Raw genomic sequence first — 24,572 nt, forward strand, 5'->3', positions numbered from 1 at the left:
AGCTCGATTCAGGCTGGGGGATTCCCTTTGGGGTCAGATCCCGGAAGGGGAGAAACGACTGGAGCATTAGATCAGAGGACATTCATGTGACTCGGGATTTAATGCAGGGGAGAGAAAACCTTAAAAAAAGTGAGAGGAAGATTTGCTCCTTTGGGCACAGCTGCGTACTTATTGAGTGAAAGGAGTTGATGATATGTCAGTACTTAAACCCAAAAACCAATCACTGGAGCTGATTTTTCTCAAAACAGTCAGCGACACCGGAAAGCAGGCTCTTGAAACCCGTCGGTTCAAGAACCTGAAAGGGGATGCCGCCCCGGATGCCATTATGTCGGTGGCCAAGGCCATCGCGGGGATTTCCCTGGGCAGTTTTTCTCAGTATCAGGTCACTGTTTCATCCGAACTGGCGGAAGCCTAGGAGGTAGCCAATGAACACTCTTGTCTGCAAATTTAAGAACAAAGCGGGGAAAGCAGTCAGTCTGCGGGTTCCCAATGTGAAGGACGGCCTCACGGCGGAAGAAGTCAACGGTCTGATGGCTCTCATCATTTCCTCCAATATCTTCTTTGTGGGGGATCAGGAACTGGCTTCGGCTGTGTCCAATGAGTTCAATACTTCCACAGTGCTGGGCTAACCGGCATCCGTCCTGTTCAGTACCGCATCAGGCACCAGGAGCTGCCAGAATCGAAAGGTTTTGGTTGCTCTGCCTGGCCAATGAATGAATTCCCAGATCCAATTAAAAAAGAGGAGTTGATGTTATGTCTATTTTAAAACCGAAAAACCAGTCTCTGGAACTTATTTTCCTCAAATCCGTGAGTGAAACCGGCAAGCAGGTTCTCGAAACCCGCCGGTTCAAGAACCTGAAGGGAGAAGCCACCCCTGATGCCATCCTGACCGTGGCCAAGGCCATTGCCGCCATCTCGCTGGGCAGCTTCACCCAGTATCAGGTCACTGTTTCATCTGAACTGGCACAAGCCTAGGAGGTAACCCATGAATACACTTGTCTGCAAATTCAAGAATAAAGCGGGAAAGTCCGTCAGCATGCGGATTCCCAATGTAAAGGCCGGCCTGACGGCCGAAGAGGTCAACGGACTGATGGATCTGATGATTTCCTCCAACATCTTCTATGTGGGGGATCAGGAGCTGGCATCGATTCAGTCCAATGAATTCAACACATCCACAGTTCTCGCATAACAAACAGGACCGGGCTTGCCCGGTCCTGTCCTATTTTTTGTGGAATTTTTTGTTTTGGGCTAGGCTTTGGGGTAAGCAGAAGCTCGGAAGGTGAGCCAGCAATTCCTCACCGGAGTTTCGGCCGTTGGAGTCTTCGCCATTGGAGGGACACATGCTGATCCGTCTTGTCACAGAGCATTACAATATGTCCTATTCGTAGTACTTTCCGGTGATCTCGCGGCAGCTGACTTGAAGGACGGCGGTTCCTTTGACCATCCCCTCCGGCAGAGGCTTGTCTGCCAGGTGAGGGGTGTACTTTTGAATGATCTTGCTCAGAATCAGACGTTTAACTTCCAGATCTGTGATCAGGGAAGCGTCACCCTGGATCAGGACGCTTTGATACTGAGTGTTTGTGTCACAGGGATTTTCAGCCGGGTCAAGCAGTAACTTTTCCATGGTGTAAGCCGCAAAACTGACAGCGGAATTGTTCTTGATGTTCTCGATCTTTTGACCCAGAGGCAATCCGTGGAAATAAAGCTGGTCATCAAAGAAGACGAAATGAATCGGTGTGACATAAGGAGTACCATCCGGTCGTATGGTAGCCAGGGTACCAGTCTGGACAGTGTTTAAGAGGTTCTCAATTTGATCCTGGTTCAGCTGATGGGTTTTCATACGAAATTGCATTCTGGTTCCTCCATGAATGAATTTAATTTTGGGTAGAGAGAACTGATCAAGCAGCCAAAGGAAAGGGATTCTGCTTAACTTCTTACAATCATCCTATCAGCCTTGAGGCACAAAAGATATAAATAACTGACCGGATCACTTTCCGATGAACGATTCGATTTAATACACTCTTGCATTAGAGTAAAATATAAGAAAAGAGAACGGTTCCCGAACAAATCGAAGGAGGCGATTTTCATGGTCGAGGAGGAGAGAATAAAAAGTATCCGCCGGATTGGTTTAGTCAGCACCATCGTTTTGGGTTTATTGTTCCATGAGCTCTACAAAAGCACCGGAGTTCCTTTCCTGGCATTCATCAGCCCCGTGAATGAAAGCAAGTGGGAACACTGGAAAATGGCCTACAGCCCCATGGTGATCGTCGGTACCATAGAATATGTCATGCTGAAACGGACGAACTGGAAACTGCCGAATTACCTCTTTTCAATAGCTGGTGGCATTGCAGTGTTTGAACTGACGACATTCGGACTGATTGAACTGTATGAGATTGTGTTCGGTCACTCCCATCTGGGTGTCCACGTATCTACTTTTTTACTGGGAGCTTATGCAGGTCACCGTGGAAAGTACTGGATTCTAAACCACCTCAAGCCATCCAGGCTGCTCACCGTAGTCGGAGCAGTATTACTGATTGTGCAGTTTGTCATCTTTGCCTTCTTCACTTACAGTCCACCCAGGCTGGATTATTTCAAGGATTCAATTACTTAGACTCACGGGATAGTGAGGGGATTATATTGAACCCACTCTCGTATGAAGATTGGGATTGATTAAGTTTTGCTAACGATCATGACGAATTGTGAGTATCTTACAAATCATTTTCTTGATGAAGAGTATTGATATTAAATGAGGGGTTGAAATTGTTGTGAGTCATAACAAAAAAAATGTTAAGCAAAAACCAGTTAGAGAAGTTGTTGAGACTGCATATTCCAAAGATGATGCACGTGACACCTTAAAGCGCATAATTGAGTTTGTTGGAAACTGTGATACTAAAGCCTCAGTAATACTTGGCATTTTTGGAATCATGCTAACAATAATTATTACGGATTCAACGATATCGAAACTATACACAATTGTTAAAGCTGCATCTGATTCAGCTACCTTTCATTCGATTATCTTTCTGATTCTAATCATTCTCTCAATGTTCGTCTTGCTGATTGGATTGGTACTTATCATTAGTGTCCTTTTGGCAAGGGTTAATAATAGTCAAAATGATTCGAAAATTTATTTTGTGGATATTGCCTCAAATAATGATTGTAATATTTATAAAAGAAAATTGATGAAGCAAACAGATGCGGACGAAATACAGGACTTGATTAATCAAATTTACATTAACTCCAAGATCTGCACTAAGAAATACAAAAGATACAACATCGGAGTGGTTCTTGCATTGACTGGCATTGGACTAATTACTGTATTGTTTATTATGGGGGTTTTAGTATATATTTAGTGTTTGAAAGTTTACCTCAGCTTCTCCCTATAATTATTGAATACTCATCTGCTTGTTGTTATAATGTTTATAACAACAAGTGAGGTGGGTGTTATGAGTTTTGAGGTAATCCAAAAGGTGGGCCGGTATCAATATATTTATTTAGCCGAAGGGTTTCGCAATAAAGATGGCCAATCGCGGCAAAAACGGCGACCGATCGGCAAGATCGATCCTGAAACAGGACATAAAGTGTACAAAGCCGAATATCTTGAGGAGCTACGGATCTCTGGTAATCCCATTCAGATCCCTTCCACACAAACCATGTTTTCCATCGAAGATGTCCGCAAATCATCCGTTCGCTCCTATGGGCTGTTCTGGCTGTATCGTTCCCTATCTGAACGACTTGGTTTGATCGATGCCTTACGGCAAGCGATCCCTGATTACTGGCAGGAACTGTTCATGTTGGCCTGCTATATGATTTCTACCAGTGATCCACTTCTTTATTGCTCTGACTGGATCTCAGGCACAGAGTCGTATCCGGTGGGCTCGATGACCTCTCAGCGAATCAGTGAACTTTTGATTTCTATTACGGATCAGCAACGGAATGATTTTTATAAGAACTGGTGTGAGGCCAATCCAGCGGATGACTATTTGGCTTTGGACATCACCTCTGCATCATCCTATTCGGAACTGATTGATGATGTGGAATGGGGATACAATCGCGACCACGATCATCTCCCCCAGATCAATCTTTGTATGCTGATGGGGGAAACCAGACGGCTGCCGATCTATCAATCCCTATTCAGTGAAAGTCAAAAGGATGTCCGTACGCTGACGACCACCTTGAGTCAGTTTGAGGCGATCACAGAGAATCGGGCAATCACAGTAGTGATGGACAAAGGGTTCTACAGCAAGCGGAATATCGATTTTCTGCTCAATGACACCGGCAATGGAACAGTGAAGTTTTTAATCGCTGTACCATTTACCGCCGCTTTTTCCAAGCAGCAAGTGGAGAGCGAGCGAAAAGACATCGATCGTGTGGAAAACACAATTGTCATCAATGACAACTCGATGAGAGCCGTCACCAAAGAGCGGTCCTGGGATCCGCAGAACAAAATATACACGCATGTTTACTACAGTGCCGTGAAGGCAATGGGAATTCGTGAGGACCTGTATGCATCCATTGCTCTATTGCGTGAAAAGGCCACTGAAAACCCAGAAAAATGGATTAATGACGAGGAATGTAGAAAATACCTGGTGATTCGAAAATCCGATAAACAAGCCAGCGGATACACCGTCAGCATTCGAAATGATGTCGTTGAAAAAAGTCTGGAAACGGCAGGTTGGGTGGTCCTGATCAGCAATGACATCAGTGATGCCAAAAGAGCCATGAGCATCTATCGAGACAAGGACGTTGTAGAAAAAGGCTTCCTTCGTCTCAAAAACAGTATTGACTTAGGGAGACTACGTGTCCACAGCGACAACGCCGCTCAAGGGAAACTATTCGTCGGCTTTATTGCCTCTGTTATCATGTCTGGGATTAATCAGGTGATGAGTGACAAGGATCTATACCGTAAATACACCATGAAAGAGCTTCAGCGGATCCTGGCCAAACTCCGAATCCAAGAGATCCATGAACACATCATCATTGCACCGCTAACAAAAGAGCAGCGAATGTTCTTTGAGGCATTCGACATTTCCTTGGGGGAGTGATGTTGTTATAAATTCGGGCGGGATTTCAGGTTAGATGTAAGCTTGCGGCACGTCCAGAACACTAAGAAACAATACAAAGAAGGCGGGATCGCAGCGATCAAGCCCCAAAAGCGTGGTCGCCGAGAGGGTGCCAAACGAACCCTCACTCCTGCCCAGGAAAAGGAAATACAACAAATCCTGGTTGATAAGACCCCGGATCAATTGAAGTTCAAAGACTGCATGTGGAGCAGAAAAACCATTGCAGAACTTATTTATGAAAAGTATAAAATCAGCCTGCCCGTATCTACTTTAGGGGTCTACTTGGCGCGGGGGGGGGATTCTCAGTCCAGCGGCCGATGAAACGCGCCTACAAGCAAGACACAGAGAAGGTGCAGCATTGGGTCGAAACTGAGTTTCCTGGCATTACTGAACGAGCAGAGGCTGAGAATGCAGAGATTTTCTTTGGAGATGAAACCGGATTGCAAAATCAGTCAACTTGCTTGCGTGGATATGCGCCAATCGGTCAAACGCCCGTGGTTCGAACCGAAGCAAAACATATCAAGATCAACATGCTTTGAGCAATTTCCAATCGAGGGAAATTGCGTTTTGTCCTCTATAAAGACAACATGAACGCCGACAAACTGATTGATTTTATGCGGCGGTTGGTGCATGACAGCAAAAAGAAAGTGTTCCTGGTGCTCGATAATCTGCGGGTTCATCATGCTAAAAAAGTCATGGCGTGGGTAGAAAAGCATAAGGAAGAAATTGAGCTGTTCTACCTGCCACCGTATGCCCCAGAATACAATCCCGATGAATTGCTCAACAGTGATCTCAAACGTGGCATAAGTAAAAAACCAAGTCCCAGGACAGACGATGAGCTTGAACATAATGTTCGATCACATTTAAAAACTGTGCAATTGCGTCCTAATAAAATCAGGGGGTTCTTCCATTCAAAAACCACAAAATATGCCTCTTAATATGCGCAAGGTTTAATCAGGGGAGCAATAAAAACAATGATCTGTCGCTGAAGTCTAAAGGGCTTCTATCTTAGATCCTGTCACTCCCTGACGACTGGGATTAAACCCTCAAGGCCCTTTCCATGATCAACCGGGAGAGCATCGATGCCTTTCGGGAAGTGGTTCGTGAACTGGAACCGCCAGGATAAATCGTCCAAACCAGAGAGAGAGAAATGAGTTTGGTCACCTTAAGGGTACGGTATACAAGATTAATATCGATAGCTTAGAAAGTAGTAATAAATGACCGACTCAATCTTCACGTTAACGAGAGGAATGCGGCGGTCATTTTTTTTAGTTGTTAGTTAGGCAAGTGTATGTTGAGATTTTTCAATACAAGCAACCCTATGTTTTATTGCTTGACTGCTATTCTTTAACTACAACTAATGATTGGCTATTTTGATCAGCATAGTGGCACAATCTTATGATCTCATCTAGCAAATTTTTCCCGTCTGATGTTGTAAAAAGATTGGCGCACGAAGTTACCTCTTTACTAATATATCCATTCCATGGACCAGGTTTAGTTGGATTGGATATATCATAAACTGCACATTCTGGGCCAAGGAGAGATAATTTGTCTCGAATAAATACAAACTGCTTTGCTATTTCTATTGTTTTATTCGCATCACTTGTTCCATAAATTATAAATTCTAAAGCTTCCTCAATATCACTAATATAGGGCCACAACCAAACTTGAATGGTCGAGGATAATGCGTTTAGAATATCGTTTGTTCCAACATCGACGATCTGTTGGGAATCAGAACTTATGATCAGCATCCTAATACCTCATAACATCAACCGGAATATTCGGATAAATATCATATAGGTTTTCTTGTATCTCTTTAATAACGTTGTTTAAAAAACTCTCCGAATATTGGCGCCCTCTAACATCCAGTACAATTCTTTGAGTGGATCCATGAGGAAGATTCGTCACCCGATCCGCTATTTCTTTTGATAATGTCCGATTCAGCAAGCTTCTATTATTAGTCAAATCATAATTTTTAACTTCGATTGCTTCCAATTTTCCTTTTACATATCTGACGATATCTGGTCTAGTGCCTGCGGGAGTTCCATAACCTACCCTTTGGTTGTTAAGAAATGTTATTTGTTCCTGACCTCCATATTTTGAAAGGACATCCAGTTCGGACTGGCGGGCTGAATGTATAAAATTAGCTTTCGTTATAGCAATTGCTTTTCCTACACCGCCCACTAGTGTTCCTGTAATGGCTCCTACTTTTAATCCTTGACTGACACCCAATGCTCCCGCCTTCAATGTCTCAGAAAAGTCTTTGGTTTCATATCCTTCAACAAAGGCAGCGCTCATTCCTCCGATAACAGCACCAGAAACTGCATAAGACGTGGCCTTTGAAGCTGCCGCGGCAAATATGGCTGAAATGACCGGTGCCCCCATTCCGGCAGATACCGCCGAGATTGAAATACTCACCAGGATCACACCCCCGCCAATCGCAACGTTTTTGATTATTTGGTTGAGGGTATCATTGATGCTTTCGTCCTGTTGTTTGACTATTGTTTGACCATTTTCTGAAAGCGTAAATACATATTTGGCACCCTCAAAGTGTGAATCCAATTCTTTGAGGGTGTAGCCGAAATAAACATTTGATTTAGAGTTGTAAGCTAATTCGTCCAAATATTCCTTCGAAATATATATGCTATTAACGTTCTCAATGATATATTCATTAGTATCCAGCTCATATTCCAGTTGAGCAAATACCTGATCTTCCACGTATTGAAGCAGCAATGGGTCACTAATACTTGTTATATCCTCGGGAAAAATGGCATCCTCAAAATCACCAGAAATAGAACTCGTTGTATTCTTATCTGCTAGTATGGTTGAATCACTTTTCTGAAGAGATGGTGATGAAGTCAAAGTATTTGGCTTCACTGTTGGATTAGAAGTAATCGAACAGCCTGTGATTAGGAGAGTAAAAATTAGCAAAACTGAAATTATTTTATTCATTCACCTTTGACCTCGTATTTATTATTCTTCACTAGCCTATTTCCTTTTACGGATTTTCACAATTCCTATCAAACCTGCAACGACAGCAACGCCAATGCCGATTGAAAGGTTTGATAATCCGAGTAATTGATTGGTTTGTTCAACCTTTGGCGATTCTGTTGATTCTATCGTTTGTGTCGTTTGTGTCTTATTCACTTCCGGTATTGTTTTGGGAGCAACGGTCTCTTTGGATACCATATTAATGGATCCGTCTTCATTTATTGTTGCGCCACTAGCGATTTCTTTTTTTATTTCACTAATAGGTTTCTGGGTAAAGACGTGAGCCTTTAAAATGGGATTCGAACCAACATAGATTTTTTTCGTAGTTTCCTGGTTGGTATATTGATTTTTAACTGTTATCGTATAGACGCCTTCTTCCTTGTACTCTTCGCCATCCTTAGCTGGTTTATTAAACCTTGTATCTTCAGTAAGACCATCGGCTCCTTCTTTAAAAATTTCTCTTTTAACGTTTATGCTTAAGTATCTAGATTTTGCCAAATCCAGGTAAAAGCCATTAGGGGTAATAGATGTATTTGAAAGCTCTGCGCCAGTACTCAGATCGAATGGAAATACCATGCAGTTACCGTTCCTGACTGAAAATTTAAAGAACACTCGATGGAAAGAGAACTGAGGTAGAACAGATTGACCAAGAATCTTCGTTTTATCATACTTGATCTTATAATTGAGTGCGACTTCATAATCGCCTTCTTCGTATAATCCAACCTTCGTGTCAGCATTGACTTTTGCATTAGCCTCGAGGTAATTCGTATATATCGTTGGACGCGTTTTTATATTCTGAAAGTCAGTATGTCTAATGATTAAGGTGCCTTTTCCAAAGTTTTGCTTGGTAGTTCTGAAATAATTATCAAAGCCTTCTTCATCTGAGACAACTGATAATGCAGCGTTACCATTCAGATGGTTAATGTCGTACTGCAATTTAAACCATAAGGTAACTTGATCGCCGAGATTTTTTAAAAATACTGGGTTTCCATCGGTGTCTTTGGAATCTTCGGTAAAGCCACTTACTGTAAAGTCCCCTAAATTTAAATTGTAGAAAGGATCACTGACTTTAATTTCTTTAGCGCCGGTATAACCAGTTGGTTCAGTTCTGATCGGATCATTACTGACTTTATAGTGCTTCATATTTGGATCATTAAAGTGGATAAGACTTTCATTAAAAAGATAAAACTCATAGATCTCAAGATTTTTCTGATAGCTAAAATCATCTTGAGTAAAAAAAAGAAATTTTGATTGACCGGTCCGAATTCTGGTTTTATAAGCAACGATTATCCGGTAGTAACATCCATTAGTTAATTGAAGGGCATTTGAAGTATACAAAGGCTCGGAAGCTGCATAGTTTGTATCAAAGACATTTGTCATAATCTTATCAGTTACCCAAATGATTCCATCCTTTGATGTCTGGATAATTATTGCACCTTTTCCAATCTTTTCATCTAACATAGTTGAATCAACGGATTTGTTAGGATCATCGACAAGGTGCCATTGATCTAAGTTTTCCGAGATTAAGGGTTTATTACTAACATATGAAAAGTCAACGTTACCCGTTTTTACACTGTATGATGGGAATCCATTTCTCATTGAACTCCCTTTGGTATTCCCGGTAATTGTGAGCTTCCCCAATGCATTTATCTCATCAGTTGTTGATTCTGGGAGCCTTTGGTCTGAGAAAGTGTAGTTGTTTTTCATATCTTCGAAAATAATACTTTTTCCTGAAATACTAGTGGAAATTGCTTGTGAGTAAGCGGTATACCCGCTGATACCAGCAAGTGTTATAAACATGACGAACACGATAGTAGTAATTCTACTAAACCTTCTTAAAGAACTTCTCCAATTAAGCAATATAACCATCCTCCGATAAAAATTAGTCCCTTCTCCTAGGAAACAGTTTCTTTCATTCGTTAACTCATTGCTCATTTTGAAAGCAATTGTTAAATAACTGATTTTTAATTTAATTGACATCATGATAATAACATCCCACAAGGACATAAATATATAGGAGATCAGTTTTTATAAAAAATTAAGGAATTTACCTTTATTAATAATCGAAGTCGTAAGAAAAAAGTGAGTGAGCACTGTATAATTTGATAATACAATAGTTAACGAATAGTGTATCTTTTTAATTGCATGACCAGTACTCATAATAATAAGCAGGACGCTCCAAGTTAGTAACTAAAGTGATATAAGCGAAATTTAGGAGGATGCTTCTAAAATAGACGATCTTCTTTATCGCGTGGTTTTTGATCCGACGACGAATCTATCGGAAAGGAACAGGTGAAGAGGAGGTATTGCTGAAAGGATGAAATGTTAAGGTTAAAGGTAAATACTTAACCTGAAATCCCGCCCGAATTTATAACAACATCACTCCCCCAAGGAAATGTCGAATGCCTCAAAGATCATTCGCTGCTCTTTTGTTAGCGGTGCAATGATGATGTGTTCATGGATCTCTTGGATTCGGAGTTTGGCCAGGATCCGCTGAAGCTCTTTCATGGTGTATTTACGGTATAGATCCTTGTCACTCATCACCTGATTAATCCCAGACATGATAACAGAGGCAATAAAGCCGACGAATAGTTTCCCTTGAGCGGCGTTGTCGCTGTGGACACGTAGTCTCCCTAGGTCAATACTGTTTTTGAGACGAAGGAAGCCTTTTTCTACAACGTCCTTGTCTCGATAGATGCTCATGGCTCTTTTGGCATCACTGATGTCATTGCTGATCAGGACCACCCAACCTGCCGTTTCCAGACTTTTTTCAACGACATCATTTCGAATGCTGACGGTGTATCCGCTGGCTTGTTTATCGGATTTTCGAATCACCAGGTATTTTCTACATTCCTCGTCATTAATCCATTTTTCTGGGTTTTCAGTGGCCTTTTCGCGCAATAGAGCAATGGATGCATACAGGTCCTCACGAATTCCCATTGCCTTCACGGCACTGTAGTAAACATGCGTGTATATTTTGTTCTGCGGATCCCAGGGTCGCCACCTTGATCCGGATGTGACGTACAGCAACATCGGAGATGGATTCCTGGCTGTTACCTGGTCTCTGTCAAATCTGAAATTCTCCTGGAGTGATTCTTTCGGAGATCATTCGATTGACGGACCGGATCTGTCCAGATCCGCCTCAGGCAGTGCTCCGCTTCTTCCGGATGATCAGGCGCGTACCTACCATTTGGAGTCGGGAGCCTATGACATTCTGCCCGAGCTTCCCGATTCGCCGTATGTTGCCTTATCTCTCGCAGCTGATGTCACCATCTCATCCAAAGGAATTGAAACACTGCGCCATGCGGAGATCGGAGGAAATGCAGTACCGTCCGATTCAGACCTGTACCTTGATCCATCGGATGAGGATGATCTGTTTGTACCCTGCAATCTGGGATCCGGTGACGATCTGGTTTATTCTCTGGGAGAATTGACTACCTACCAGGATTTCACTGTGACATCCTATCTAGTGGTTGATGTCGGAATTAATGCCGGATTGATTCCGGTTCCGCATGATGCAATTTCCTTCGCTACACCAACCTTCGAATTAGGTTCTTCAAGCAAGAGCTTTAACATTTCCGCACCGGGTATGTCTTTCAACCTGGGTGAAGTTCTTCCCAACAATATCCCGCCGACAGCTGTTACCGAAGACGAATACTTTGGATCGGAGGGAACTGCCATTACCTTTGATGGTTCACTCAGTAAGAGCGTCTGTGGTGTGATACCGACGTTGAAGTGGGAGTTCTCGGACGGAGGTGTTGAGTATGGTGCAAAGCCGAAACACACCTTTGAGGCACCTGGAATGTTTACCGGACTGCTCACGGCAACGGATATGACCGGACTGACCGCAACAAAAACATTCACCATCGAGGTTGATAACCTGAAACCCACTGCGAATGCGGGACCGGACATGTCCACCAAATGGGGTATTCCGGTGACTCTGTCCGGCAGTGGATGGAATCCAGGCACCTATCAGCAGTCCATGCTGGACTATGCATGGGACTTTGGCGATGGAACCCCCAGTGCATCCGGCGGACCAAAAGTAAATCATGTATATGACCTGCCGGGCACCTATGATGCCGAATTGACCGTTACAGATCCAGGGGGACTCTATGATAAGGATATGGCCTCCGTTGTTGTCCAGAAACGGGATACTCAGATTGGTTACTTTGGACCGCTGAGCAGCTCCTCCTCACAGATGATTCCGCTCAAGGCAGTGCTGAAAGATGAATTTGGCATTCCGCTGGGTGGACGTCTGGTCGAGTTCACGATCTGGCATGAGACCTTGGGTATTCTGCAAACCGCAACTGCCAAGACCGATAATAACGGGGTCGCGATTGCAAACCTGAAATTGAAAATCAAAGCCGGTAACTACTGGATCACCACCAGATGGAATCCAATCTCGGGTTCGATGGATGATCAGAAGTACACAAGATGCGACACGAACAATGGTTTCAAGGTCGGTAAGAAATAAGCTGCAGCAACCAGATAAGACGAATTAGAGGGACCTCAGGAAGGTCCCTCTGTTTTTGGCTCTTTGAATGATTTGTGCAAATAACATAAATTCCAATGATTTATCTGTCCATACTATAGGCCTGATCCATCAAGAGAAGCCACGATCGAGAAGAATGAGATTGGATGCTCAATCCAACAAGGAGACCATCCAGGGAAAAATCGAGTATAAGTTTATTGTTCAGCGTTGACAAAGATCATCTAGATGAATCGTGGACCTGATGGTGGAACCCCTTTGTTCCAAGCGAGAATGTATCAGCGTTGCCGGAGATGATTATTCTGCTTCCCTGGTCAAGGAACGGCTGCAGCGCATCGACAGCACCTACATCGAATATGTCTTCGAATACCCGACAAGTGCCGCAATCAGCATTCCGCCTTTCAGGATGAATTTATCCTGATACTTTGATTGAGAAAGCATTTCCAGGAACCGTTCAAACGTGTAGTTTTGAAGCACGACTTGGGCGGACATATCTTTCTTCCTGGCCAAGTTTCTGATTTTCGCTTTTAAGCTCATGGCTTTCCCACTCACATCAGCACCTCCAGATAGCTTTTCAGTACTGCTTCAACTTTCAGTTTCCTGGCATATTCCAAGAGAATTGAATGATCCGCAGATTTCAATTTCACAAATCGTTTCAACGCATCATTTAGAATCTGGACATCAATCCGACTTCTGCTTCTGATCAAATCACAGACAGTTCTCTCGACATCGTAAGTCCTGATCGGATTGCCGTGTGAACTCTTCACCGTTTCAACGCCAAGCTCGTGCAGCTCTTTTTTGATGTAGTAGATTTTGAATCGATCTGCGACTGATCCCACCACTTTGTAACCACTTGGAACAGAGGCTGAATACTCAAAAGGCGTCCTGTCAGAAAGACCATGCAAATGGAGCGCAGTCTCATGAGAATAAATCAATTTTGGATATTTCGTTTGCATGGCATACATTTCATCTTCAATGGCATCGATTGAAACATAAACACCACGATCCACTCTTTCCAGTTTCCCTTCGGCTACCATCATTTGAAGATAGGTTCTAGGAATTTCATATATATCCAGGTCAGCACTTAAAACTGTGCCGTGTTGCTTCTGAATGAGCTTTTCAAGTTTTTCCAAGTAATTCATCATCATCACCCCTTTTTACAAATATACTTATATTGTAGTTCGTTTAAGTATATTTGTAAATAAATTTATCAAGACACGGCAATACGATCAAAAACTACTTTCTCGCTAACACTCTAAGTTCAGTTGTTAGAAACTGAGCTTTTCCATAATCAGTACTTGTAAAGGAGGAATTTTTCATGCAGGAAGAAGTGGAAAAAAGGACCGTCGCCCTGGCCGTCAGTACCGCCCGAATGACCGGACGTGTTCTGAAGGCTGCACTCATCAAGCTTTTGGCTGAAATGAAGAAGAGCCGGGACAGTCCGCCGCAGATCCCCCATGGCAAGCAGACCGTGAAGGAACTCATCGGTCAGAATGCCGGAGTCTCAAACATCGAGATCACGGATAAAAACATCAAGTCCTTTGAGCAGGTCGCCAGAAAATACGGCGTGGACTATGCCCTCAAAAAGGACATCACCGGAGAGAAACTCAAATATCTGGTCTTCTTCAAAGCCCGGGATGCTGATGCCCTCACTGCTGCCTTCGCAGAATACACAGCGAAGGTCCTTAAAAAGGACAAGCAGCCTTCTATCCTGGAGCAGCTTGCCAAATTCAAAGCGCTTGTTCAAACCAAGGTTATGGACAAGGTAAAAAACAAAGATAAGGAGCTGACGCGATGACAGGAAAAATCAAGCGGATGCTCCTTTTAAACCTCCCCTACGTTCTGATTGCTCTACTTGTCACGAAGCTATGTGAAGCCTGGCGAAATTCTCCAGGACTGGATATCTCTCCAAAAGTGCTGCATCTCATGGACGGCTTTGCTTTAGCTTTCCGGTCCCCCTGGCCGAGCCTGCTTCCGCAGGGCCTGATCCTGAGCATTGTGATCGCTGCCGCCATCAAGCTCGCAGTCTATGTGAAAGGAAGGAACGCCAAGGAGTACCGTAAAAACATCGATTACGGCTCAGCCGGTAAAACAAAGAAAGTGACCCCCTAGCTTCTTGATTCATCATTTCAATTGATGGGATTCTTCGATTAAGACATTGTGTGGTTAACATACAAGAGGTGAGATGACGATGATAAAAAATTGGGAGTTTTGAGTTGACCCCTAAAATACTGAAAAAACTTCACCCTGGATGATTGTTGTACAGGATTTTTTTATATGCTCGTATGGTGATCATCTACGTAAATTTCTGCAATCAAGATAAACTCTGGAGAGTATGATACAATAAATAGTACCTGATTGCATTCAAAAAATGGATGCTGATTTTCAGTCTATACTCAATCAGATTAATGTTGTACTATGGCTATATAATTATAAAATTACATGATTTTATAAATAATTTTTAAAATTTTTCGATTTTTTAAAAGGTTGCAGTGTACTTTTACTTATAAGCAGACACTCAGTTTTTCACTACTTGCATGCTATACGAAAAACATGGGGAGCTAGAAGATAGATGTTCATGTCACACAATGTAATTACGGACTTAAGTCAGCTCTTATAAGAACAATCATATAGTGAACTAAAGGGGATACAAAGTGGAAGGTGAAGAAAACTTAATTTCAAAATTATCAAAATCTAAAGCAGGAACGGAAGTAAGAAAAACATTAAATGTTTGTTTGTTGAGTGCTACTGTTTTTGGATTTTTGGCACATTCCTTTATGCTCTTTAATAAAATAAGTTGGCACGATGATTTCAGACATACTTTTGATGTAGGTGCAACTTATAAGTCTGGTAGATGGGCGTTAGGTCTATTGGGCTCTTTAGTAAAAAATGTTTTCGGAATGAACATTAGCATTCCGGTGATTAATGGTGTTGTTTCCCTGTTGTTTATCGCACTATCCGCTTTTTTGATAATTTATAGATTTGAGGTGAAACAAAGATTACCCCAAATGATTATTACTTCAATAATGATATGCTTTCCAGTGGTTACTGCGACATTTGGATACATGTTTACGGCACCATATTATTTTTTCGCGTTGCTTACGTCGATTCTAGGTGGGTATCTTATTACAGAAGCATTGAACGTTTTTTTAGATGGACAGAGACAAAAACATACTTCCGGAGAAAGTGATAAAAATACGCGGAGCTTTGTTTTTCATGAGAATTCTGCCTTGATCAAGGCAATCATCAATGCATCGAGTGGTATTCTATTAATTGCATTAACGATGGGTATTTATCAGCCTTATTTGGTTTGTGCAATCTGTTTTATATTCTTCTTTTTTTTCTACAGGTTAATGGACGATAATACCGATTGTTATTTGTGGATACGAACATGTGTGATCTCAGTAGCTGCAGTTGGAATAGCATTAGTGCTATACTTGCTGCTTAATAAAATTTTCTTATTTTTAAATGCTGAAGAAATGGGCACATATCAAGGACTAAATTCCATGACGCAATTCAGTATCCATAACATTAAAATTGGGATTATTCGTTCCTATAATTCATTTTATTTTATGTTCGTAAATGGGTATAAAGGCCTGTTTTATTTAAAGAGTACTCAAATCGTTTTGTTAATAATGTGTTTGGCTTCTACCACTTATATTGTTCTATTCATCTTGAAAACAAAGTCATTATTGAGAAAATTTCTGCTTATATTATTAATCCTGGCAAGTCCGCTGGTGATACAGTTAATCGAGTTGTTTTCTTCTAATGGAAGTGGCGAATCAATAGTCCATACACTGATGACATATAGTCTCGTCTATCTATTTGTCTTTCCCCTGTGCTTTTTGCAAAACAATAACATTAAGCTATCCGGACACCTGTTTTCTGGAATCAAGATTCTTGTTACCTGCTGTTCAATTTTTTTTGTTATTTATTTTTGTATTTATAACAATGCTGCTTATTTTAAATCTTGGATATATAGAGAGCAAGCTGAGCAATTTTATAATAGGCTAATTACTCGAGTTGAGTCTGAGGACGGTTATAGACCAGGAATGACGATTGCTTTGGTCGGCAAATTTGATGCGTCAACATATGTACAGTATAGAGAATTGGAAAAAATAAATATCAAAAATTATCCAGTAAATTCCCTCATAAATAATAATGATCCAGTTACTAGAAATCTAAGAGCTTTTTTTTATTATTATAATGATTTTCCCGCTGTAGTGATGACGTCTACTGAAAGTGAAAAATACGGTGAACTTCAGGAGGTCAAGTTAATGTCTTGTTATCCATCGGATGGTTCGATAGAAATTATTGATAACGTACTTGTGGTTAAATTATCAGATATATCGAAATAAAAGAGAATGACTAGGAGATGACTCATAGTTGTGCCCCATAATGTTTGTTTAGTCACCGACATTATAACGCATAACTATGGGTTAATTTTTCCTGAGTTTGGGAGTTAGCGTCAACAAAATCATGTTTTTAAGTCTGCAAAACGTTCAACAGAGCGGATTGCAGACTTTTTTATGTTCTCAAATTGTTTATATATATGTCCTGTTATATCCTGTTACATTGTGGTACAATGATAGTAAGAAAAACTCTGCACGGAGGTGTCCCATGTACGTAGCAATTACCGGTTCCGGCAAGTACCGAGTCATCCAATTTCGGGAAGATAAACGGATTCCCGGCACCGATCAAAAAAAAACTAATGTCATTGAGACCCTGGGCAACTACGACCAGATGCTGGCTCAAGACCCCGATATCATTGCCAAATTAAAAGAAGAAGCGCGCAGGCGCACGCTCGAAAAAAAAGAGTCCAATTGCCCACTGACGGCATCTTTGTCCAATCAGGAATTAGGGGATGAATCGGAAGTCACCCAAAGCTACCACTTCGGCCATAGCTTGATTCGGAGACTTTGGGACACGTTGAAACTGGACCAGCTGTTTGCGAAAACCTTCGGTAAACGGGATCAGCAGGAGGTCCTGGATATGATTTTCTATCTGCTGATTCACCGCTTGATGGATCCATCCAGTATCCTTGACTGTTCAAAGGATCAGGTAAACTTTGCCGGAATCGCTGAGATGAAACTTGACCGTCTCTATGACGTGCTGGATGTCCTGGATGAATCCAAGGATGAGCTCATCTCGCATTTGGCCAAGTTCTTTGAGAAGAACACCTCTCGGGAAAGCAACCGTGGCTATTACGATGTTACGACCTACACCTTTGAGAGTACGCGCTGGGGCGAACTGAGGATGTTTGGATTTTCCAAGGATCACAAAAACAACGAAGTTCAAGTCGTCATGGGACTCCTGATCGACAACAACGGGATCCCTGTGACCTATGAGCTGTTCCCTGGCAACACCATGGACCAGAGCACTCTGATCACATCGGTTGAGCGCCTTCGCAAGCTCTATGGGATGGAGAAGATCACCATCATCGCTGATCGCGGACTCAACGGGGGACCGAATCTGGAATACCTGTGCAAAGCAGGCCATGACTTTGTTATCAGCTATACCCTGAAACGATCTTCCAAGGAATTCGAGCAGCTGGTGTGGGATGAGGTTGGCTGGACCCAAATCGTGGATCCAAAGACGGGTGAACTTGTGCGGAGAGAAAAGGTCGTGACGCAGGAATTCAAGTATAAAGTGCCTCTGACTGAGGAAGAATTGGAAAGTGCCAAGAGCAAGCCGGACAGGCCACGCAAGACGAGAGAGGAGAGTATTCCGGTCAAGATCCACTTGACCTGGACCGCCAGCCGAGCGAGCAAAGATTACGCGGATCGGCAGCGAATGCTGGAGAAGCTGCACAAGAAAATGGACAAACCCTACCAGATAAAAGCCTCGCTCAAACGAGGCGTCAACCAGTTTCTGGAGATGGAACTGGATACTTCCGGCTGGAAGATCAGTGAAGAAAAGGTCAAAGAAGCTGAGCAATATGACGGCTACTACGCCGTCATAACGAACAACCTGGCCTTGACCACCGAAGAGGTCACAACGTGCTACCACGGCTTGTGGAAGATCGAAGAGAGCTTTCGGGTGCTCAAGTCCGACTTGGAGGCAAGACCGGCGTACGTGTACACTGACAAGCACATCAGAGGCCATTTCGTCCTGTGCTTCCTTGCCTTGTGTATGGTCCGCTACACCCAGTATCTTGTGGTGGACCATGAGATGCCCCCGATCTCAGCCGGAGTGCTGATGGATACCCTTGAGGAACCCCGGGTCGTGGTTCTGGGCACATTTCCTGACATCATCCTGACGCCCATCCAGGTATCAAATATCTACCTGGACTTGCATCGGATCCTGGGACTGAAACCCTTGAGAAAGAATATGACCCTGACCCAGTTTCGAAGTATAACGAAGGTCGATTTGATGAGGAACTTAAAATAACAGGACAAAAAAACGCCCTTGAAATCGCTCAAATTGAGTGATTTCAAGGGTTTTAACATTCTCAACTCCCAAACTCAGGGACCGGATACGGGATTTTATGGTCCGAGCGGATTCTTCTTATTGGATGATGTTTGTCAAGTTGACCATCATCTGCAGGATGAAGAGACCTTCGGAAGAAGCGGTGGAGCAACCGGTTAATGCCTGAATCTTATTGAGCCGGTAGCGGAGGGTTTCGACGTGGATGTGCATGGCATCCGCCGTTTCTTTTTTATTGAGGTTGTGCTGGAAGTACTGGAGCAGAGTCTCCATCAGGACGCCGCCATTCTGATCATCGTAGGTCTCGATGCGGACCATAATGTCTGAGTACATCTTAAGGACATTGGGATCATCCTTCAGGGAATGCAGCAGGCGAATAATGCCCAGGGACTCATAGGTCAGGATCTTTCCCGGCTTATTGATCAGGGCTGCAAAAATGCATTCATCCTGCACTTTGGGCAATTCTGACAGACCGTAGAACGGAGCGGACACACTGATCGACACGGTAAGTGCTTTGTTTCGGACATTGGATTTCCGCTGGATCAGATCAATGAACTCATAAAGTTTGTTTTGCGTGAGGTTGTTTAAGTAGATCACGACGATCCCGTTGCTCTCACTGAGCAGGTAGGTGATCTTTTTTCCATAGCTGTTGAGGATCGTATTGAGCTCAGTTTGGATATACTGTCCTGGTACGGGCTGCCCGTCCATCTGATAGAACTTGAGCGCGATGCCATAGGAGGGATGGGAGGAATCCCAGCCGATATTGGAGGCGACGTTTCGGATAAAGTCCTCGGTGAGATTCCGGTCCTGGAGGATGATGCTGGTGATCATCTGTTTATTACGAAGTTCATTATAGATGTCCTGGTCCGCTTTGGACAGATTCAACTGGATGCTTTTGGTGCTGTGTTCCAGCATATTTCGAATCAGGGGCAGGAACGGCGTCAGGGAAAAGACATGGAGACGCCCTGATTGACCATCTTCAAATCGGATGGGGAGCCTCAGGTGGGAATAAGCCGATCCGTCGAACATTACTGAGAGGTCGTCCTCTTCTACCGGGTGGCCGCTGATATCGTGGAACAGGAAACTAGTGCGGATCAGTTTTTCTGGACCGGTCAGGAACAGGGACAGGCGCCCTAAGTTGCCAAGGGCTTCCAGGATACCGGTATTATCCATCTTGTCAAAGACGAGATCCAAGAGTTCTTCATGGGTCTTTTTTGATTCCAGAAGATAAGCGTTGGATTTATAGAAGAGCGCTTCATAAAACGCGGAGACGATCTCAGTGTAGACCATCCGGCGCGGCAGGATGATAAGGGGAATGCCCAAGGCATCTGCCCGCTCCAGCATTCTGGGAGGAATCGCCTCCAAGAAGCGCTGCTCCTTGATGGCGATGCCGGCACAACCCCGCTCATGGATCTTATCGATGAGGCTGTCCAGCATGGCCGGATCATTTTTGAAGGCATAGCCGGCCGTGAGGATGAATTCCCCTCCTATAAGCCAGTCCAGGCCATCCGGTGTCTCCCAGACGACGATGGAGGTGCACTGCCGGCCTAGGCCTTTTCTTCCGGCAATGAGCCGGGTGGACTGCATTGCTCCAAGGCCCAGGTATTCCCTGACGGTGATGGAGTGGTTTTGGGGTGTCGTCAAAGGGCCATTGGCGGGCTCCTCAAAAAGCTTCTTATAGCGATCGGTGATGGATTCCATGGCGTCTCCCTGTTTTGGTCTTGATTTAAATCTGTTTCAATTCGTGCGGATTTTCTGAAAGTTTTATGCTGAATCGGCGCATATAATTGGCTGTCTTATAAATTCTACTACAGGTCTTTATGGATTGCCATAAAAAGAAGCTCGTTCGTTTCATGAGTTAAGCGCATAGGAAAATGGTTTTCATTCCACTATACTTAATAAAAATGCGAAGGGTAGTGAATATCTGAAAAACAGACCGGTACGGTGAACGCACGAACAATCATTGAGGATAACCTACAGGATTCTACGAACAAAACATATCATGAGGGGGAACTAAGAATGAAGAAAAAGATCTTGTCTCTGGTTGGAATGACCCTTGGCTTGAGTCTCAGCCTGTCAGCCTGCTCCACCACGACACCAGCCACTACGGCGGCGGGGACGAAGACAACGACCACAGCAGGCGCTACGGTGCCGGTGGGGGAACCAAAGGATGGAGGAACACTGACCGTCGCGCTGACGGCCTCGCCCAAGAACCTTGATCCGGTCACTTATACCGGCACCTATGAATCACAGATCATCCAGAATGTCGGCGACACGCTGGTGGCCTACAGCATGGACTTATCCAAGATCGTTCCGGCCATAGCCTCTTCCTGGACCGTGTCCAGCGACGCCAAGGCCTATACGTTTAAGCTCCGTCAGGATGTGTATTTCCATCCGGGAACTTACCAGAACGGCCGCCAGATGAAGGCAGAAGATGTTAAATATTCATTGGAACGCTCTGCCCAAAAATCAGCCATGAAACGGCTCGATATGATCACTTCGGTTGAAGTCGTCAACGATTTTGAGATCATCGTGCACTTACCGGAGCCCAGCGCAGTCTTCTTAACGGCGTTGACGAATTCCGGCAACATCATCGTGCCCAAGGAAGAAGTCGAAGGCTGGGGGGATGCCTTTGGCAATCACCTCATCGGAACAGGCCCCTTCATGATGAAGGACTTCAAGCTGGATCAGGCCACCACCCTGGTGCGCAACGAAAAATACTGGGCCGCCAAGCCCCACCTGGACAGTGTCATCTTCAAAGTCATCACAGACATGAACCAGAATGCCAATGCCCTGCGCACCGGTGAAATCGACTTCGCCTCGAACCTGACCGGCGAATCCGTCAAGCTCATCCGCGACGACCAGTCCATCAAGCTCCTGGAAATGCCGGGACTGCACTTTGCCTATATCTACTTCAACATGGTCAAAGGTCCCACAGCGGACATCAAAGTCCGTGAAGCCCTGATCCGCGCCCTGGATACCAAGGAACTGGTAAAGGGAGTCTACCAGTACGGCGAAGCTCAGCCGGCCAGCCTCCCCCTGCCTCCTGGATCCTGGGGATATGATAAGACCCTGGAAGCCGATGTCCCGACGTATGACCCAGCCGCTGCCAAGGAATTGCTTGCCGAAGCCGGCTTCCCCAATGGTTTTAAAACCAAGCTTTATATTTCCAATACTCCGGCCCGGGTCCGTATGGCGACCATCGTCCAGCAGTACTGGAAAATGAACCTCAATATCGATGTGGAGATCATGACCTCCGAGTGGGGCACCTTCAGTGAAATCGCGTCCAAGAACAATGCCGATATCTTCGCCATGTCCTGGACCTGGTATCCCGATCCCTACTTCTTCCTTAATAAGATTTTCCATTCCACCGCCATCGGTTCATTAGGCAATGGCCAGGGATTCAATGATCCGGAAGTCGATCGCCTCCTCAACGAAGCGCTGGTGATCACGGATCAGGCCGCACGGGCCAAGCTGTACAGTCAGGCGGTGAAAGCGATCATTGCCAAGCGGCCGGGTGTTTTCTACTCCAATGAAAATGTGACCTGGGGTGTTTCACCGAAAGTCCAGGATCTGGTACAGCGCGCCGATGGCAGCATTTTCCTCGTCAATGAAGAAGTGAACGTCTGGATCGCTGAGTAGTAATTGCAACGGTGAAAGGCCCCAAAAGTGTGCGGATGCCATTTTAAGGCCTTTCCTTTTTTATATCGCATCCCTTGGACTGCAAAGGAGGAGACTATGTTAAAAACTGTTCTGCAGCGACTGCTACAGATCATCCCGACGCTGCTAATCGTCGTATCCATCACGTTTGTCCTGACGCGGATGATCCCCGGCGACCCGGCGGCGGCTATGCTCGGCCCGCAGGCTTCGCTGGATGAGATCACAAAACTGCGCACCGAGATGGGTTTAAATGCCAGCCTGGGTCAGCAGTATCTGAATTACCTGGGGGACATCGTCAGGGGAAACTTTGGCCATTCTTATTCCTACAGCGAATCGGTCTTGAACCTTATCCTGGAGAGGCTGCCCAATACCCTGGTCCTGTCCATCACCAGCCTGATCCTGTCGATCCTGGTATCCATTCCCCTGGGGATTGTGTCGGCCGTCAAGCAGTATTCCGTGTTTGACTACACGGCCATGGTCCTTGCCCTGGTGGGCGTATCCATGCCCATATTCTGGCTTGGACTCATGCTTGTCCTGATTTTCAGCGTCGGTCTGGGCTGGCTGCCCACCATGGGGATGGGGTCTATTAGCAACGGTCTGGGGGACGTGATCCGTCACATGATCCTGCCGGTGATCTGTCTGTCGACTATCCCGACGGCGACCTTTACCCGCATAACGCGCTCCAGCATGCTCGAGACCATCAACAGCGACTACATCAAAGCACTGCGCTCTCGGGGCTTAAGCGAACGGATCATCATCTTCCGGCATGCCCTTAAAAATGCCCTGCCCCCCATCGTGACGGTGGTGGGCATTCAGCTGGCCGGTGCCTTTACCGGAGCCATCCTCACCGAAACGATTTTCGCCTGGCCGGGTATGGGCACCCTGATCACCGGTGCGATTGAAAACCGGGATTACATGCTCGTCCAGGGCGCCGTCCTGATCACAGCCATGGCCTTCGTGTTTGTTAACCTATTTGTGGATCTCATCTTCATGGTCGTCAATCCCAAGGTCAGCTATGAAGGCAAAGGAGGGAAAAGCTGATGGAACAGAAAACAGATCTCCTGGGCAGTGAAGCACACAGCCGCATGCTGGAAAAGGAACGACGGGCCAACAGTGCCTGGAGCAAGATCAAGCGCAATAAAACCGCCATGGTTGGTCTGGTCATTGTCTCTTTCATGATGATCCTGGTCATTTTTGCCGGAGTCCTTGCGCCCTACGATCCCAATGCCCTGAAACTGGGTAGTGCCTTTTTAAAGCCCGGCAGCCCCGGGCACCTCTTTGGCACCGATGAGTTCGGCCGCGATCTCTTATCGCGGATCATCTTTGGCTCCCGCATCTCCCTGTTTGTCGCCGTAGGCGCCACCTTTGTCGGCGCGGCCATCGGGATCCTTTTGGGGCTCCTGTCGGGTTATGTCGGGGGGACCACTGACACCCTAATCATGCGCGTCATGGACGGCATGATGGCCTTTCCCTTCATCCTGTTGTCCATCATCCTCATGACCATCCTGGGTCCCGGGGTCTTCAACGTCATTCTTGCTGTCGGCATCGCCAACATCCCTAATTTTGCCCGAGTCGTGCGCGGCCAGGTCCACGTCGTCAAAAACGAAGAATACTGCAACGCCGTGAAGGGGATCGGCGCATCCCACGCCCGCATCGTCTTTTCACACATCATGCCCAACATCGTTTCACCGATCATCGTGTATGCCACGCTCAATACGGCCGGATCCATCATCTCGGAGGCGGCGCTTAGCTTTCTGGGCCTGGGGATCATGCCGCCTGACGCCTCTTGGGGAAATATCCTGCGGGCCGGTAAGGAAACGCTCAATACGGCGCCCCACGTAGCCACGATCTCGGGGCTGTTCATCCTGTTCACTGTACTTGGCTTCAATCTTCTGGGGGACGGCATCCGTGATGTCCTGGACCCGAAAATGAAAAAGTAGGTAAAT

The 24,572-nt window shown here is 44.9% G+C and carries 26 protein-coding genes and 1 pseudogene; 19 read left to right on the top strand and 8 right to left on the bottom strand.

What is annotated here, in order from left to right:
- Positions 1 to 193: 193 nt before the first annotated feature.
- The 4 genes from P6M73_RS02925 to P6M73_RS02940 all read left to right on the top strand — a co-directional run bounded on the left by P6M73_RS02925 (position 194) and on the right by P6M73_RS02940 (position 1,189).
- The gene (locus P6M73_RS02925; RefSeq protein WP_277854657.1) at positions 194 to 415 is read left to right on the top strand and encodes a DUF1659 domain-containing protein; all 222 of its coding nucleotides are present in this window, start codon (positions 194 to 196) and stop codon (positions 413 to 415) included.
- Positions 416 to 425: 10 nt separating this feature from the next.
- The gene (locus P6M73_RS02930) at positions 426 to 629 is read left to right on the top strand and encodes a DUF2922 domain-containing protein (protein ID WP_277854658.1); all 204 of its coding nucleotides are present in this window, start codon (positions 426 to 428) and stop codon (positions 627 to 629) included.
- Between the two features lie 124 nt (positions 630 to 753).
- Positions 754 to 975: a DUF1659 domain-containing protein gene (locus P6M73_RS02935; protein ID WP_277854659.1), complete on the top strand. Its 222-nt coding sequence runs from the start codon at positions 754 to 756 to the stop codon at positions 973 to 975.
- A gap of 10 nt (positions 976 to 985) precedes the next feature.
- A complete protein-coding gene (locus P6M73_RS02940; protein ID WP_277854660.1) occupies positions 986 to 1,189 on the top strand; it encodes a DUF2922 domain-containing protein in 204 nt (67 codons plus the stop codon).
- Positions 1,190 to 1,378: 189 nt separating this feature from the next.
- On the opposite strand, the gene P6M73_RS02945 is transcribed toward P6M73_RS02940, so the two are convergent.
- Entirely contained in the window at positions 1,379 to 1,852 is a 474-nt protein-coding gene (locus P6M73_RS02945) for a pyridoxamine 5'-phosphate oxidase family protein (RefSeq protein WP_277854661.1), read from the bottom strand.
- A gap of 234 nt (positions 1,853 to 2,086) precedes the next feature.
- Between P6M73_RS02945 and P6M73_RS02950 the strand changes: the two genes are divergently transcribed.
- From P6M73_RS02950 to P6M73_RS02975, 6 genes are all read left to right on the top strand, one after another.
- Positions 2,087 to 2,611, top strand: coding sequence for a DUF6512 family protein (locus P6M73_RS02950; RefSeq protein WP_277854662.1), 525 nt, complete (start codon positions 2,087 to 2,089; stop codon positions 2,609 to 2,611).
- 154 nt (positions 2,612 to 2,765) lie between these two features.
- A complete protein-coding gene (locus P6M73_RS02955; RefSeq protein ID WP_277854663.1) occupies positions 2,766 to 3,350 on the top strand; it encodes a Pycsar system effector family protein in 585 nt (194 codons plus the stop codon).
- 93 nt (positions 3,351 to 3,443) lie between these two features.
- Positions 3,444 to 5,042: an IS1634 family transposase gene (locus P6M73_RS02960; protein ID WP_277854664.1), complete on the top strand. Its 1,599-nt coding sequence runs from the start codon at positions 3,444 to 3,446 to the stop codon at positions 5,040 to 5,042.
- A gap of 42 nt (positions 5,043 to 5,084) precedes the next feature.
- Entirely contained in the window at positions 5,085 to 5,381 is a 297-nt protein-coding gene (locus tag P6M73_RS02965) for a helix-turn-helix domain-containing protein (RefSeq protein WP_277854665.1), read from the top strand.
- A complete protein-coding gene (locus tag P6M73_RS02970) occupies positions 5,378 to 5,599 on the top strand; it encodes a hypothetical protein (protein ID WP_277854666.1) in 222 nt (73 codons plus the stop codon). Before P6M73_RS02965 ends, P6M73_RS02970 begins: the two co-directional genes overlap by 4 nt.
- Positions 5,600 to 5,602: 3 nt before the next feature.
- Positions 5,603 to 5,998 (top strand): transposase, encoded by a 396-nt coding sequence (locus tag P6M73_RS02975; RefSeq protein WP_277855723.1) that lies wholly within the window; start codon positions 5,603 to 5,605, stop codon positions 5,996 to 5,998.
- 402 nt (positions 5,999 to 6,400) lie between these two features.
- On the opposite strand, the gene P6M73_RS02980 is transcribed toward P6M73_RS02975, so the two are convergent.
- The 4 genes from P6M73_RS02980 to P6M73_RS02995 all read right to left on the bottom strand — a co-directional run bounded on the left by P6M73_RS02980 (position 6,401) and on the right by P6M73_RS02995 (position 11,084).
- A complete protein-coding gene (locus P6M73_RS02980; RefSeq protein ID WP_277854667.1) occupies positions 6,401 to 6,811 on the bottom strand; it encodes an Imm70 family immunity protein in 411 nt (136 codons plus the stop codon).
- Position 6,812: 1 nt separating this feature from the next.
- On the bottom strand, positions 6,813 to 8,012 hold the full coding sequence (locus tag P6M73_RS02985) for a hypothetical protein (RefSeq protein WP_277854668.1): 1,200 nt from the start codon (positions 8,010 to 8,012) through the stop codon (positions 6,813 to 6,815).
- A gap of 36 nt (positions 8,013 to 8,048) precedes the next feature.
- Complete coding sequence (locus P6M73_RS02990) at positions 8,049 to 10,034, bottom strand: hypothetical protein (protein WP_277854669.1); 1,986 nt, start codon at positions 10,032 to 10,034, stop codon at positions 8,049 to 8,051.
- 396 nt (positions 10,035 to 10,430) lie between these two features.
- The gene (locus P6M73_RS02995) at positions 10,431 to 11,084 is read right to left on the bottom strand and encodes a transposase (protein WP_277854670.1); all 654 of its coding nucleotides are present in this window, start codon (positions 11,082 to 11,084) and stop codon (positions 10,431 to 10,433) included.
- Here P6M73_RS02995 and P6M73_RS03000 point away from each other — a divergent pair.
- Together P6M73_RS03000 and P6M73_RS16900 are read left to right on the top strand one after the other, a co-directional pair.
- The gene (locus P6M73_RS03000) at positions 11,068 to 12,525 is read left to right on the top strand and encodes a PKD domain-containing protein (protein ID WP_277854671.1); all 1,458 of its coding nucleotides are present in this window, start codon (positions 11,068 to 11,070) and stop codon (positions 12,523 to 12,525) included. The genes P6M73_RS02995 and P6M73_RS03000 overlap by 17 nt on opposite strands.
- Before the next feature lie 259 nt (positions 12,526 to 12,784).
- Positions 12,785 to 12,847 (top strand): annotated as a pseudogene (locus P6M73_RS16900) (hypothetical protein); the annotation flags it as partial.
- A 38-nt stretch (positions 12,848 to 12,885) separates the two neighbouring features.
- Here the strand turns inward: P6M73_RS16900 and P6M73_RS03005 are convergent.
- A complete protein-coding gene (locus P6M73_RS03005) occupies positions 12,886 to 13,032 on the bottom strand; it encodes a hypothetical protein (protein WP_489666514.1) in 147 nt (48 codons plus the stop codon).
- A 56-nt stretch (positions 13,033 to 13,088) separates the two neighbouring features.
- Positions 13,089 to 13,673 (bottom strand): type IV toxin-antitoxin system AbiEi family antitoxin domain-containing protein, encoded by a 585-nt coding sequence (locus tag P6M73_RS03010; RefSeq protein WP_277854672.1) that lies wholly within the window; start codon positions 13,671 to 13,673, stop codon positions 13,089 to 13,091.
- Positions 13,674 to 13,858: 185 nt separating this feature from the next.
- On the opposite strand from P6M73_RS03010, the gene P6M73_RS03015 reads away from it, so the two are divergent.
- From P6M73_RS03015 to P6M73_RS03030, 4 genes are all read left to right on the top strand, one after another.
- Positions 13,859 to 14,338, top strand: a complete 480-nt coding sequence (locus P6M73_RS03015) for a PcfB family protein (protein ID WP_277854673.1) — start codon at positions 13,859 to 13,861, stop codon at positions 14,336 to 14,338.
- Positions 14,335 to 14,652 (top strand): conjugal transfer protein TraG, encoded by a 318-nt coding sequence (locus P6M73_RS03020; protein ID WP_277854674.1) that lies wholly within the window; start codon positions 14,335 to 14,337, stop codon positions 14,650 to 14,652. Before P6M73_RS03015 ends, P6M73_RS03020 begins: the two co-directional genes overlap by 4 nt.
- A gap of 542 nt (positions 14,653 to 15,194) precedes the next feature.
- On the top strand, positions 15,195 to 16,898 hold the full coding sequence (locus P6M73_RS03025; protein ID WP_277854675.1) for a glucosyltransferase domain-containing protein: 1,704 nt from the start codon (positions 15,195 to 15,197) through the stop codon (positions 16,896 to 16,898).
- Positions 16,899 to 17,160: 262 nt separating this feature from the next.
- Entirely contained in the window at positions 17,161 to 18,930 is a 1,770-nt protein-coding gene (locus P6M73_RS03030; RefSeq protein ID WP_277854676.1) for an IS1634 family transposase, read from the top strand.
- Between the two features lie 117 nt (positions 18,931 to 19,047).
- Here the strand turns inward: P6M73_RS03030 and P6M73_RS03035 are convergent, their stop codons facing one another.
- Positions 19,048 to 20,667 carry a PucR family transcriptional regulator gene (locus P6M73_RS03035; RefSeq protein WP_277854677.1) on the bottom strand — a complete coding sequence of 540 codons (1,620 nt, stop codon included), beginning with the start codon at positions 20,665 to 20,667 and terminating at the stop codon, positions 19,048 to 19,050.
- A 318-nt stretch (positions 20,668 to 20,985) separates the two neighbouring features.
- On the opposite strand from P6M73_RS03035, the gene P6M73_RS03040 reads away from it, so the two are divergent.
- The 3 genes from P6M73_RS03040 to P6M73_RS03050 all read left to right on the top strand — a co-directional run bounded on the left by P6M73_RS03040 (position 20,986) and on the right by P6M73_RS03050 (position 24,566).
- Complete coding sequence (locus P6M73_RS03040) at positions 20,986 to 22,608, top strand: ABC transporter substrate-binding protein (RefSeq protein ID WP_277854678.1); 1,623 nt, start codon at positions 20,986 to 20,988, stop codon at positions 22,606 to 22,608.
- Positions 22,609 to 22,704: 96 nt separating this feature from the next.
- A complete protein-coding gene (locus tag P6M73_RS03045) occupies positions 22,705 to 23,667 on the top strand; it encodes an ABC transporter permease (protein ID WP_277854679.1) in 963 nt (320 codons plus the stop codon).
- On the top strand, positions 23,667 to 24,566 hold the full coding sequence (locus tag P6M73_RS03050) for an ABC transporter permease (RefSeq protein ID WP_277854680.1): 900 nt from the start codon (positions 23,667 to 23,669) through the stop codon (positions 24,564 to 24,566). The genes P6M73_RS03045 and P6M73_RS03050 overlap by 1 nt, the downstream gene beginning before the upstream one ends.
- The last annotated feature ends 6 nt before the right edge of the window (positions 24,567 to 24,572 follow it).

This window comes from Anaerococcoides asporogena (assembly GCF_029590275.1).
Lineage (GTDB): Bacteria > Bacillota > Clostridia > Clostridiales > Clostridiaceae > JG1575.